The sequence below is a fragment of the Streptomyces wedmorensis genome, from assembly GCF_000716445.1.
Lineage (GTDB): Bacteria > Actinomycetota > Actinomycetes > Streptomycetales > Streptomycetaceae > Streptomyces > Streptomyces wedmorensis.
Map to the genome: position 1 here is coordinate 1 of NZ_JNWK01000035.1, position 12383 is coordinate 12383.

At 74.5% G+C, this 12383-nt stretch carries 10 protein-coding genes; 4 read left to right on the top strand and 6 right to left on the bottom strand.

The window, feature by feature from the left end; translation table 11 throughout:
• Window positions 1–184: 184 nt before the first annotated feature.
• From OO54_RS25205 to OO54_RS25230, 6 genes are all read right to left on the bottom strand, one after another.
• A complete protein-coding gene (locus OO54_RS25205; protein WP_033206858.1) occupies window positions 185–1606 on the bottom strand; it encodes a serine/threonine-protein kinase in 1422 nt (473 codons plus the stop codon).
• Between the two features lie 508 nt (window positions 1607–2114).
• Window positions 2115–4145 (bottom strand): DUF8189 domain-containing protein, encoded by a 2031-nt coding sequence (locus OO54_RS25210; RefSeq protein ID WP_033206860.1) that lies wholly within the window; start codon window positions 4143–4145, stop codon window positions 2115–2117.
• A 112-nt stretch (window positions 4146–4257) separates the two neighbouring features.
• Window positions 4258–5778: a DUF8189 domain-containing protein gene (locus OO54_RS25215; protein WP_033206861.1), complete on the bottom strand. Its 1521-nt coding sequence runs from the start codon at window positions 5776–5778 to the stop codon at window positions 4258–4260.
• A gap of 55 nt (window positions 5779–5833) precedes the next feature.
• A complete protein-coding gene (locus OO54_RS25220) occupies window positions 5834–6823 on the bottom strand; it encodes an alpha/beta hydrolase (protein WP_033206863.1) in 990 nt (329 codons plus the stop codon).
• Window positions 6824–7039: 216 nt separating this feature from the next.
• Entirely contained in the window at window positions 7040–7375 is a 336-nt protein-coding gene (locus OO54_RS25225) for an SCO0607 family lipoprotein (protein ID WP_033206865.1), read from the bottom strand.
• A 161-nt stretch (window positions 7376–7536) separates the two neighbouring features.
• Window positions 7537–8418 (bottom strand): S1 family peptidase, encoded by an 882-nt coding sequence (locus OO54_RS25230; RefSeq protein ID WP_033206866.1) that lies wholly within the window; start codon window positions 8416–8418, stop codon window positions 7537–7539.
• Between the two features lie 257 nt (window positions 8419–8675).
• Here OO54_RS25230 and OO54_RS25235 point away from each other — a divergent pair, with 257 nt between their 5' ends.
• The 4 genes from OO54_RS25235 to OO54_RS25255 all read left to right on the top strand — a co-directional run bounded on the left by OO54_RS25235 (window position 8676) and on the right by OO54_RS25255 (window position 11955).
• Window positions 8676–8954 carry a hypothetical protein gene (locus OO54_RS25235; protein WP_033206867.1) on the top strand — a complete coding sequence of 93 codons (279 nt, stop codon included), beginning with the start codon at window positions 8676–8678 and terminating at the stop codon, window positions 8952–8954.
• Complete coding sequence (locus tag OO54_RS25240) at window positions 8947–9999, top strand: polyprenyl synthetase family protein (RefSeq protein WP_033206869.1); 1053 nt, start codon at window positions 8947–8949, stop codon at window positions 9997–9999. The genes OO54_RS25235 and OO54_RS25240 overlap by 8 nt, the downstream gene beginning before the upstream one ends.
• A gap of 60 nt (window positions 10000–10059) precedes the next feature.
• Window positions 10060–11223, top strand: coding sequence for an oxygenase MpaB family protein (locus tag OO54_RS25245; protein WP_033206870.1), 1164 nt, complete (start codon window positions 10060–10062; stop codon window positions 11221–11223).
• A gap of 144 nt (window positions 11224–11367) precedes the next feature.
• Window positions 11368–11955, top strand: a complete 588-nt coding sequence (locus tag OO54_RS25255; protein ID WP_106970100.1) for a lanthionine synthetase LanC family protein — start codon at window positions 11368–11370, stop codon at window positions 11953–11955.
• Window positions 11956–12383 lie beyond the last annotated feature (428 nt).

The window sequence follows — 12383 nt, forward strand, 5'->3', positions numbered from 1 at the left end:
CCGACGGCCGCATCGAGGTCTTCGGCACCAGCCACGCCGGCGTCCACCACCGCTGGCAGACCGGCTTCTCCACCTGGTCGGCATGGGGCTGGCTGAACGACGCCGGCCCGGCGATCGACTAGCCGGGGCCCGTCCCCCGGTCCGCGAGGCCCCCGGTGACCGGCATGCCGGTCACCGGGGGCCGTCAGCGCGCGGACGCGGGGCGCGGGCATCCCGGCAGCGCGGGCCGGTCCTTCGTGCGCACGGCGGGGAGCCAGGCGGCGGGGTACGCCGAACCGTGCGGGAGACGGACGCGGAACCAGAGGGTGGACTGGAGGTCCTCCTCGTCGATGACGGGCTGGCCGTCGAACAGCCGGCAGTCGGTGGTGAGGTCGTCGCCGTGCCACACGCGGGTCGGTACGACGTTGCCCGCCGCGTACGGTCGCAGCGGATCGATCGCCAGGCCCAGACTGCACTGCGGGTCCCGGTCGGCCCGGTCCTGGCAGCCCCGCTCCGCGTTGAACACCCGGACCGTGCCGACGGTCGCGCCCGCACGGTCCGGGTCCGCGAACCCGTCCTCCCGTACCGCGTCCGACCACAGGGTCGCGCCGACGCCCGCGCAGAGCACACCGGCGAGCACGGCGTTCCGGGCCCGGCTCCGCGCCCCTCGTACCCGGGCGCCGCGCGTCCCCTCGTGCGCGGCGATGCGGGCGAGCAGGCTCTCGGCCGTGTGCGGGGCGCGCGCCGCGTGCGTCGGGGCCAGGCAGTCGGCGGCCAGGGCACGCCAGAACGGCGGCACCGCGAGGTCCATGCGCAGCGGCGCGCGCCCCTCGCCGTACTCCTGCACCGCGGCGCCCCGCGCCAGTGGCGTGGCACCGGGGAACGGCGAGGCACCGGAGGCGAACACCTCGTGGATGACGACACCCAGGGCCCAGATGTCGGCACTCGGGCGGACCTGCACGCCGAGCTCCCCGAGCGGCGCCCGCCAGCGCTCGGGCGGCAGGTAGTCCAGGGTGCCGAGCGGAGGCACGTACCCGTGCGTCCCGGTCAGCTCCGTGGCGAGGCCGAAGTCCGAGAGACGCACGGAACCGTCCCGGCCGAGCAGCACGTTCTCCGGCTTCAGATCGGCGTGCACCCAGCCCGACCGGTGGAGGTGGGCGAGGCCCTCGCAGATCCCCGCGATCAGACCGCCGCGCTCGCCCTCGGACACCCCCGCGTCGAGGAGTTCGCGCAGGGAGCCCGCAGCCCGCTCCATGACCAGCACGATCGCGCCGTCCACCGCGGGCCGGTCCGGCGCGGACAGGACGAAGGACTCCCGCAGGCCGATCAGCCGGGGATGCCCGGCCCTGCGCGCTAGTTCGACCTCGCGCCGGGCGGACTCCACGATCCTGCGCGCCTGGCGCGGCGCGAGCCCTGCGGTCGGCATGACCTTGAGCGCCACGTCGTCGCCCCGGTCCCGGGCAGGACGGCTCCGAGCGGCCTCGACCGGCCGTGCCGCGTACACCGTGGACCAGCCCCCGGCGCCGATCAGCTCCGTGACCGCCCAGTCGCCCACCCGGTGGCCGGGTGGGAGCAGGTCCGCGCGGTCGTGCTCCGTGGTGTCGCCGGCGTCGCGCGGCGGCGTCATCGCGGTCCGTCCCCCTCTTCGTCCCGTCGCGGTTGTCGGACGAGGAACGATACTGACCGGTCAGGGGAGTTCACCGGCGTGCTTCGGCCACTTCGGGCGGGCGCCGCCGCGGGTCGCCGACGGGCCGCCGCCGAGGGGCGCGGAACGCCTCCGCGGGGCCCGCGGCGGCGCCCGCCGACGGGTGGCACCGGGCTGTGACCCAGGCCACCCGGGCACCGGGCGGGGGCGGCGCTTTGATGTCGATTTCCGCCCTCTGCGGCGGCCCGCGTCCCCGCCCCCGGGCGAGTGGCTCGGGGAGGAGGCCCCAACGAGTCCGCGGCCGTGACCCGGTGCCGCGCACCCTCGGGCCGCGGCCGCGGACGGACGGCCGCCCTCACGCAAGGTGGGCAAGGTCACCATGCCCGGAGGTCGGTAAGGGGCGATCCGGGGAGGTTCGTGAGGGCGGCGGGACCCGCCCCACGCTCCCCGCAGGTGGCGGGATCCGTACGGAGGGCCGCGTCGCGGGCACTCAGAGTGCGGGACTGCCCGACACCACGGGGACGACCGCGCGGTCGCCGAAGGCCGTCCACGGCCGCCAGCCGCCGCTGGGCCACGCCTGCACCCGCGTCCGTACCAGGCCGCCGGGAGCGACGGCGAAGACGTGGATCCGCCCGGTGGAGTCGAGCGCGGCCGACGGCGTGGCCGTGAGCCGCACGCCGGGTTCGCCGAACTCGGTGACGGGATCCCAGGCGCCGCCCGGCGAGTTCTGCCAGCGGTGCACGAGCCGGGCGCCGCCGGGGCTGAGGGAGAACGCCTCCAGGCGGCCGTCCGCGTTGGCGGCGAACGCCGGTGCGGCGGCGCTCCAGTCGAACAGCGGCTGCCAGCCGTCCCAGCCGCCGCTCGGCACGCTCTGCCGCCGGGCGAACGTCCCCACGCCGGACGGGCCGATCGCGGCGACGGTGAGCCGGCCGCTGCCGTCCCGGGCCGCCCGGGGCGCGGCGCCGGCCGCCGTGCCGAAGGCGTGCCACGCGCCGGTCCAGGCGCCGCCGGGGGACTCCTGCCAGCGGTGGCGGAGCCCGGCGCCGCCGGCCGCCAGGACGAACACCTCCAGCCGGCCGTCCGCGTTGGCCGCGACCACCGGCGGAGCCCCCGCGGCCCCGCCGAAGCCGGGCTCCCACGCGTCCCAGGCCGTCGAGCCGGGCGACCGCTGGCGCCGCCGGGCGAAGGAGGAGGCGCCGGGGCTCGACGCGAAGACCTCCAGCCGGCCTTCGGCGTCGCGGGCCACGGCGGGGGCCGCGCCGGCCGGACCGCCGAACTCCTCCCAGCCGTACCAGCCGCCGTCCGGCCGCTGGACGCGGTGGTGCAGGTTGACGCCGCCCGGCGCGAGCGAGAACACCTCCAGGCGGCCGTCGGCGTTCCGCCCCAGCACGGGGACCGCGCCGGCCGGCCCGCCGAAGGTCTCCCACTCCGACCAGGTGTCCGTGTCCGGAGCCAGTTGGACGCGCCGCAGCATCGAGCGGTCGCCGGCGTCGAGCGCGAGCACCGTGAGCCGGCCCGCCACGTCGAGGCCCGCCACCGGATTGTCCGGGCTCTGCCAGGGCGGTGGCGTGTCCCGCCACTGGAGGGGGGCGAGGTGCAGGCCCTGCTCGAACCAGCCCGCGGCGCCGGCGTACCAGGTCTCCCCGTCGGCGAACACCTCCACCGCGTGACCGGGGACGTGGCCCGCGGCGCCGGTGAGGTCGAAGCGGAACGGGTCGCGCGAGGCCAGGACGTCGGTGCCCTCGTAGCCGTTGCGCGGCCCGATGAACAGGTAGTACCAGCCGTCCCGTTCGACGACGTACGGGGACTCGGTGACCGAGACGGTCGCGTCCGTGCTCGCGTCGGTGAACGCGACGCCCGGCTCGCTCCAGTGCACCAGGTCGGCGGACCTGCGGTAGGCCACGACGTGGTGGCCGCCCGCGCCCGACAGCTCGGTGTAGTACATGACCCACTCGCCGCCGACCCGCAGGACCATGGGGTCACGGGCCGCGAGCCCCCGGAACAGCGGCCCCGACGGCTCGCGGGTCCAGGTGAACAGGTCGGTCGACGTGGCCAGGTTGATCGCGGCGCCGCTCGCGCCGCCCGCGGCGTAGAACATCAGGAACCTGCCGTCCGCCTCGACGACGTGCGGCGCCCAGAGGTGCTCCTCGCCGAAGTAGGAGGGATCGACGGTCAGCGCGTCGGCGTGGGTGGTCCAGGGGCCGTGCGGGGCCGGGGCCGAGGCGTGGGCGAAGGAGATCTCCGCCGTGCTGTCCGGGGACTCGCCGGGCGGCGCGGCGTCCCCGACGATCGCGAACAGGTGCCAGCGGCCCTGGGCCCTGATCAGCGTGTGGTCGTTGAGGTAGCGCGGTCCCGCGGCGGTGGACGGGTCGTACACGCGGGCGAAGGGGCCCGCGCCGACCCATCGGGGCGGCGGGACGGCGCCGGCGGTCGCGGTCGCGGCGCGGGCGGCTCCGGTGATCGAGAGCGCGCCCGCGCCGGCGGCGCCCCGGAGCAGGTTCCTTCTGCTGATCGGAAGCATGAATCACTCCAGGGGCCGAGGGGCCGAGGGGCCGAGGGGCCGAGAGGCCGGCGGCGGGTGGCGGGCGAGGGCGCAGGTGGCCGGGGCCGAGGACAGGGGGCCCGGGGAACCGTCAGTCGAGGCCGGGGCCCGCGGTGCCGTTGACCCAGCCCCAGGGGGACCAGGCCGCGAAACCGGTCTGCCAGATGTGGTACGTACCGGTGGGGTTGGTGCCGAAGACCTCGATCCTGCCGTCGGCGTTGGAGGTGGCGGTGACCTCGGTGCCGCCCCCGCCGAAGGGTTCCCACGCGCCGTAGGGCGCGTTCACCCCGGTCTGCCAGGTGTGCACGGCCGTCCGGCCGTTCATGGCGAAGACCTCGACGCGGCCGTCGGCCGTGCGCTCGCTGCTGAGCTGTGCGTCCGCGGGGCCGCCGGTCCCCTCCCATCCGGACCAACTCGTCGGGCCGGTCTGGTACTTGTGGAAGACCCCGATCGGTCCCGAGGCGAACACCTCGATCCTGCCGTCGGCGTTGTGGTCGACGGTGAGGTCGTGACCGCCGACGCCGAAGTCGCCCCAGGCGGACCAGCCCCCGTTCGGTGCGGTCTGGTACAGGTGCTGGAAGGAGCTGCCGTTGAGCGCGAACACCTCGAGACGGCCGTCGGGCGACTTCTCCATCTCGATGCGGCCGGCGGCGGGCCCGCCGCCCGTCGCCTCCCACGCGGACCAGCCGCCGTTCGGGGCCAGTTGGTACCGGTGGAACACGCCGGCCGGTCCCGAGGCGAAGACCTCGATGCGGCCGTCCGCGTTCACACCGGCCGCGATGTCGTGACCGCCGCCGCCGAAGTCCTCCCAGCCGGACCAGCCGCCCGACGGGGAGAGCTGGTAGCGGTGCCGGAAGGTGTTCCCGTCGATCGCGAACAGCTCCAGGCGGCCGTCCGCGTCGGGCGCGATCGCCAGCTGGGCGTCACCGGGCCCGCCGAGCGCCTCCCACTCCGACCAGTCGCGGTTCGCCTCCCGCTGCCAGGCGTGGTGGACGCCGTCGGCGCCGGCGGAGAACACCTCCAGGCGTCCGTCCGCGGACCGCGCCGACACCACCCGCCCCGACTCCGCCGGGTACACCAGGGGCGCGGGCCGCGGACCGCTGCCCGGGACGCAGGGCAGGATCACGCCGCCCTCCGCCAGGTAGACCTCGGGGTCGATGCCGTACGAGTACGACAGGTCCCCCCAGATCCGCAGGTGCAGGTGAGGACCGTCCGAGTTGCCCTCGGCGCCCATCAGGGCGATCTGCTGACCGGCCGTCACGCGGTCGCCGACCGAGACGTCCCGCCGGGACATGTGCCCGTACTCGGACGTCCTCCCGTCCGGGTGGCGGACGCGGATCCACTGGCCGTAGTCGCCGGTGTACCCGGAGATGGTCACCTCGCCGTCGGCCACCGCGTGGATCGGCGTCCCGACGTCGTTGGCGATGTCGACGCCGTTGTGGCCCGCGTGGAACGGCTGGCTCACGAAACCCGCGGTGGGGCATGCCAGGACGGGGCCGGTGGCCCCGGCGGGCCCGGCGGTGGCCGGGGTCGCGGCCACCGGTACCGGCAGGAGTGCGGCCGCAGCCGCGAGGACGCGGCTCAGCACGCGGCGGGAGAGTCCGGGAAGCACGGAACGCTCCTCCCCTCGATCGTCTCGGGACGGACGGGACGGACGGGCGTACGGCTCACGCCTTGCGGAGCCGGCCGATGATGCCGTCGATGTCGCGCCGCATCATGTCGTGGCGGATGAAGTGGCCGCCGGGCAGCTCGTACCACTCGTGCGGGATGCCCGCGTTGCCCAGGAGCGAGCGGAACTCGCGCTGACCCGCGAGGACCTGGGTCTCGTTGGCGGTGTCGAACCAGTTGATCGGGTCCGGGCTGGTGCCGGCCACCAGGAACACGCGCTTGTGGCGGTAGCTCTCGATCCGCTGCACCGGGTTGTCGGCGCTGACCCGGGCCTCGTCCCAGAACGGAGCCCCGTAGATCGTGCCGCCGTTCAGGTCCAGGGCCGCCGAACTGGCGTTGGCCCAGTGGCCGACGAGGCCGTTGTCCCGGCGCAGGCTGGCGGGGCCGGAGTGGGCGCTCACCGAGGCGAAGTGGCCGTAGTACTTGGCGGCGTACTTCAGCGCGCCGAAGCCGCCCATCGAGAAGCCGGCCACGGCACGGCCGTCGTACTCGGCGTACGTGCGGAAGTTCGCCTCGACCCAGGGGAGCAGCTGCGCGATGTGGAAGTGCTCCCAGTTCCGCGGGCCGACGTTGGAGCTCACGGGGTTGGAGTACCAGCCCGCGTGCCCGCCGTCGGGCATGACGACGATGATCGGCTTGCCCGCGGTCCAGTCGCGGACGCCCTCGCGGTCGAAGGTGATGAAGTCCTGGTCGGTCCCGCCGCCGTGGAACAGGTAGAGCACCGGGTACCTGCGTCCGCTCCAGTGGTAGTCGTCGGGCAGGAGCACGTTGACGCCGGGGTTCCAGCCGATCGCGTCCGTCTGGAACCGGTAGTACCACATGCGGTGGTCGGCCTCGTTGCGGTCGACGATCCGCAGGCCGAAGCCGTCGCCGGCGGCGGACGCGGGGGCCGCCGTCCCGAGGACGCCTCCGGCGCCCAGGGCCATGGCGGCCGACAGGCCTCCGGCGGTCTTGAGGATGCTCCTGCGGGTGGGGTGCTGCGCGCTCAACGAGACCTCCAGGTCGCGTGCGTGACGGTGCGTCCGGCAGGCCTGGACGGTAGCAACGCGACGGGGTCCGGGAGACCCCGGAAGATTGCGGACTGACACGCGGGGGAGCGTCGGCTAGGGAGGCGTCGGGCCTGCTCGGCACGGCAACCCCCGGGGGCGGCCGGCGGTGCGGCCGGAGGCCGGGGCCGACGGATGAGGACCCCCTGCCGGTGCGCGTCAGGGCTGGGTCGGGCGGCCCTCGGCGTCCACGACGATCGTGCCCCAGTGGCGGTCCCACTTGTCGCCGACGTGCTGGGGAACCATGCCGGCGGGGTAGCGGACGTAGCCCTCCGGGGGCTCCTGGCCGTCGGCGACACAGTCCTGGCCGTCGGTGTTGCCGACCGCCTTGACCGGGTAGCGGCCGGAGCCGCAGACGCGCTCCTGGCCCGTGCAGCCCGTCAGGAGGAGGGCGGCCGCCAGGGACCCGGCGATGAGCGCGGGGAGGGCGGTGGGGCGGGTGGACGTCTCGCCGGCCGAGGGACGGAACGGTCGGGGGCGTCGGGTCTGCTGCATGGTTCGCTGGCCTCTCTCGCTGGTGGACACAGTCTCGCCGCGGGGGAGGCGCTCGTGATGAGTACGCGTACTCACCATGAGGTGGGTCGTACCGGGGGATCGGGTGGGTGGCCGCCCCGCCGGCCGCCGCGCTCGGGCGGCGGGGCGGCGGGGCGGTGGTGTCACGGCTTGGGCAGCAGGCAGCCGGCGCGGTTGAGGTCGATCACGTTGCCGGGGCCGATGCAGGGGACGAGCGTGTAGGTCTGCTGGGCGTAGTTGATGCCCTGACGGACCGTCACGGTGCCGTTCTGGTCGACCTCGCACGGGTTGTTCACGGTGCAGCTCTCACCGCTCTCGTTGCCCGTGTTGTTGACGGCGACGACCTTTCCGGTGGCCGTGTCGATCACCGGCGAGCCGGAGGTGCCGCCGATGGTGTTGCAGGAGGAGGTGTAGCGGACCGAGTCCTTCCAGGTCCACGAGCCCTCCTTCAGGCGGTAGGCGAAGCCGTCTATGTCGCAGCTGTAGATCCGCTTCCAGTAGCCCGAGACCACCTTGATCGACGTCCCCTGGACCGGGTGCGCGTCGTTGAGGGTCAGCGGGCTGATGCCGTACTGGCTCTGGATCTGCGCGTAGGTCTTGGTCACCTGGTAGACCGACATGTCCGTGTCGGTCATGGTGGCGTACGCGATCTTGCTCGCCCGCAGCGTCGCGACCTTGGTGCCGGCCGAGTTGAGCAGGGAGAACGAGCGGCTGGACCGCTGGTCCTTGATGACCTCGCCGGCCGCGGGGAAGCCGGTCTCCAGGCAGTGGCCGTTGGAGAGGACGAGCGCGGGGTCGCTCGGCAGGGAGCCGGGGGCGCGGACGAGCGAGCCGGAGCAGTTGCTGAGCGCGACCGTGCCCGCGAAGTCGACGGCGGCCGCGGCCTGCGCCGCGGGGGCCTGGGTCTGTGCCGTGGGGGCAGTGGCCTGCGCGACCGTCTCCTGGGGTGTGGAGGCCGCGGCGGGGGCCGCCGTCGCGCCTGCCAGGAGCAGGGCGAGCAGGGCGCCGGCGAGAGGCTTGTTCATGTGGGGGTTCCCCTCTGAGGACCGTGCAACCGAAAATCCTTCGGTTGTCATGAGCATTCTTAGAAGGAAGGTTCCAACGGGCAAGAGGGTCTTCCGAATTGGTCGCGCCGAACGAGCCCGGCGCGTGCCGCCGCTCGTACACGCCGACGAGTCGATCACTCGTTGGTGAGTTCCGTCGCACCCGCCGCCGATCCGCCGCGACGCTGGAGGGCAGTGGTGTCGACACCGCGGCCGGACCGCGGGCGGGGGGAGTGGGCGTGACGCGAGAAACGGGATCCCGCGAGGGCCTGGACGAGCGCGTGGTGCTGGTGGCGGCGGGTCTCGCCGACCTGGCGGCGGAGGCGGTGGGCTCGGGGCTCGGGATCGTACGGGGACTGCTGAGACGGTCGGACGCCGCCGAGGTCGCGGCCGACGCCGAGCGGGACTTGGAGGCGCGCGGGCGGCTCGTGCTCGACCGGTACGCGTCGCCGCCGCCGGCGCACCTGGAGGTCCTCGCCCGGCACGCGATCGCCCGACGGGCCGGCGACGGTGGCTGAGCGGTGGGACGCGGCGGCCTTCAAGGCACGCGTCGACGAGGTGCTGCGACGGTACGCGGCCGAGGAGGCCGACCGACTGGTGGAGGTCGACCCCGCGCTGGGTCCGGTGGCCGGGCAGCTGGAGACCGCCGTCGCGGACGGCAAGCGGCTGCGGGCGGCGTTCTGCCACTGGGGCTGGCGAGCGGTCGGGCAGCCGGACAGCGAGGCGCTGCTGCGAGCGGCGGCGTCCATGGAACTCGTGCACGCCGCTGCGGTCGTCCACGACGACCTGATCGACGACAGCCCACTGCGCCACGGCCGGCCCACCGCGCACGTGGCGCTGCGCGACGCCGTCGCGCACCACCCGCGGGTGTCCGCGGGCGCGCGGTCCCTCGCGATGCTCGTCGGTGACCTGCTGATGTCGCTCGCCGGGCAGCTGTTCGTCACCAGCGGCCTGCCCGCCGCCTACCTGGGCCGCGCCCGCCCGCTCTGGGCCGCGCTCGCCCGCGACCTGATCGCGGGCGAGTGCCTGGAGATCCTGCACACCGGAGCCGCCCCCGACACGGCGGCCTCGCTGAAGGTGATCCGCTACAAGACCGCCAAGTACACCGTCGAACAACCGCTGTTGATCGGCGGCGCCCTGGCCGGTGCGGGCGGGCGACTGCGCGAGGGGTACTCCGCGTACGGCCTCCCGCTGGGCGAGGCCTTCCAGCTGAGGGACGACCTGTTGGGCCTGTTCGGGGACGAGGGGACCACCGGGAAGGCGGACGCCGACGACGTGCGCGGCCGCCGGCCGACGGCCCTGCTCGCGGAGACCTGGCGGCTCGCCGGAGAGGAGGACCGCGACCGGCTGCGCGAGCTGCTCGGCGGGAGCGATCCGGACGGGGACGCGCCGGAGGCCGTACGCGAGGTGATGCGGCGCCTGAAGGCGCCCGAACGCGTCGAGGCCATGATCACCGCGCGGGTCGACGAGGCCCTGCGCGCGCTCGACGAGCTGAACCTGCCGCCCGCCCCCACCGCCGCGCTCACCGCCCTGGCGCACTCGGCCGCGGTCCGCCGCCACTGACGGAGAGCGGCCGAGAGCGGCGGAGGACGGCGGAGAACGACGGAGACCAAGGAGCCCACCATGATCCACACCGAGGCGTCGATGGACGCCCTGCGGCAGACCGGCGACGAACTCGCCGACGCCACCGTCGCCACGCTCTTCGAACGCGGCGAGGTCGGTACGTTCAACACCCTGATGCGGTACGTCTCCACCGCTGGCTCCCCGCTGCCGGACGGCCTGCCCGACGTCGCCCGCGACTACCTGGAGGCCACCGCCACCCCGCCGGCCTGGGTGGACTGGGGCGAGATGGAGAAGGCCCGCCTGTTCTTCATCGACAACAACGTGCACATCTCCACCGCCCTCTCCTTCGCCTCCATGCCCGCCTGCTACGTCGTCCCGCACGTGGCGAAGCTGCTGTCGGCGACGCACGGCCTCGAGTACCCGTCCAAACGCATGGCGGAGACGGGCCAGTTCACCGTCCACCTGATGCAGCCCGACGCCTTCGAGGCCGGCAGCCGCTTCATCCCCGCCGCGCAGAAGGTCCGCCTGCTGCACGCCTCCATCCGCCACCACCTCAAGCGCGAGAACCGCTGGGACACCGCCTCGCTGGGGGTGCCGATCTGTCAGGAGGACATGATCGGCGGGCAGATGTTCTTCTCGATGCTCGTCCTCGACAGCCTGCACCGCCTCGGCATCCACATGTCGACGGAGGGGGCGGAGGCGTACTACTACGCCTGGCGCGTCGTCGGCGCGATGCTCGGAGTCGACCAGGAGGCCGTGCCCGAGTCCCTCGACGAGGCACGCCGGTTCCTCGACCTTTACATGGTCCGCCACATGGGGCCGTCGCCGGAGGGAGCCCACCTGACCCGGCAGCTGATCGACCTGTACGAGGAGGTCGTGCCCGGCACCCTCTTCGACCCGGTCGTCTCGGCCCTCATCCGCTACCTCGTCGGGGACACCTGCGCCGACTGGCTGGAGGTGCCCCGCACCCGCTGGGACACCGTGGTCAAGGCCGTCCCCCACCTCCTCGGCGTCCTGGAGAGCATCGAGGACCGCTCTCCGCTCGGCGCCTGGGCCCTGGACCGCCTCGGCCACCTCACCACCGTCCTCGAACTGTCCTCCCTCACCCGCGGCCGCGTCATGCACTACGCCATCCCCGAACACCTCAGGAAGGACTACGGCGTTCCGTCCGGCCCGCCCCGCACCCGCCGCTGGACACCGCCGGCCGCCACGGTCCCCTCCTGAGACGGGAGGGAGCGGGCGTCAGCCGGCGGAGACGTCCGCCGTGACGTCCGCCCCGGCGAGCCCGCGCGCTCCGCGAGCGCCCCGCCCTGGAAACGGCTCTCCGCCCCCAGCTCCTCCAGGAGTTCGGCGATGTGACGGCGGCAGGTGCGCAGGGACATCCCCAGGCGCCGGGCGATCACCTCGTCCTTCGCGCCCTGCGCCAGGAGCCCCACCAGCGCGCGCCGCAGACCGGGCCCGACCTCCTTGTACGCGGCCTCGCCGGCGCCCCGGAACAGGGCACGCCACCTGGCCGACTCGCCGGAACTCGCGCGGCACTGGCGCAGCGGCTCGTCCGCTGCCGGGACCTTCCTGGTCAGGCTCTGGGCGGCCACCGGCGGGACCGGCAAGGCACTGCGCGACCTCGTGGACGGCGCCGCCCTCGCGGTACGGGCGGGCAGGGCGACCGATTCGCCCGCCACCTGCCACGGGCTCGCGGGCAACGCCGAGTTCCTGCTCGACGCCGCCGCGCGGACGGGCGACGCGAGCCACCGCGCCGCCGCCGAACCGCTCGTGGAGCACCTCGCGGCCCAGGCCGTACTGCGCGACGGACGCCTGCTGGTGCCGGACGAGAACCGCGGGACCGTCCTCGCCGAATACGCCACCGGCCTCGCCGGCGGCCTCTCCCCGCTGCTGCGCCTGCGCGCCGACGGCTCCCGCGCCTGGCTGCCCGAGGGCGGGCCGGCGCACCCCTGAGCGTCCGGGGGAGGGGACCGTCGACACCGGCCGGTCCCTCCCGTCGTGGTGGCGGTCTCCGCCGGGAAGGCGGGTGGTCCTCTCCCGTCGTGGTGGCCGGTCTCCGCCGGGAAGGCGGGTGGTCCTCTCCCGTCGTGGTGCCCGGTCTCCGCCGCGAGAGGGCGGGGGTGCCGTACGCGTCGGTAGGTACGGCGTCGCCACGGCCGGGGTGTCCGAAGGCCGGACACCGGCGGTAAAGCACGGGAAAAGTCCAGGCGGGCGGGGTGCGGTTCCCGCACGGAGCGATTTCGCCGTCTTGACGCGTTCTTGGCGCCCCGAGGCTCCCCCCGGGCGTGGAGGAGCAACGAATTCCGCAGCCGGCAGGCCATTGACCTGCGGTTCTGCCCACGCTTCCATTCAGCCCGGGAGCCACGGACCCACTCTTTCAC

What these genes read in the sequence shown, in the direction of transcription:
- OO54_RS25225 (WP_033206865.1), bottom strand. Translation starts at nt 7,375, where the DNA reads ATGCAGCAGACCCGACGCCCCCGACCGTTCCGTCCCTCGGCCGGCGAG.
- OO54_RS25210 (WP_033206860.1), bottom strand. Translation starts at nt 4,145, where the DNA reads ATGCTTCCGATCAGCAGAAGGAACCTGCTCCGGGGCGCCGCCGGCGCG.
- OO54_RS25205 (WP_033206858.1), bottom strand. Translation starts at nt 1,606, where the DNA reads ATGACGCCGCCGCGCGACGCCGGCGACACCACGGAGCACGACCGCGCG.
- OO54_RS25245 (WP_033206870.1), top strand. Translation starts at nt 10,060, where the DNA reads ATGATCCACACCGAGGCGTCGATGGACGCCCTGCGGCAGACCGGCGAC.
- OO54_RS25230 (WP_033206866.1), bottom strand. Translation starts at nt 8,418, where the DNA reads ATGAACAAGCCTCTCGCCGGCGCCCTGCTCGCCCTGCTCCTGGCAGGC.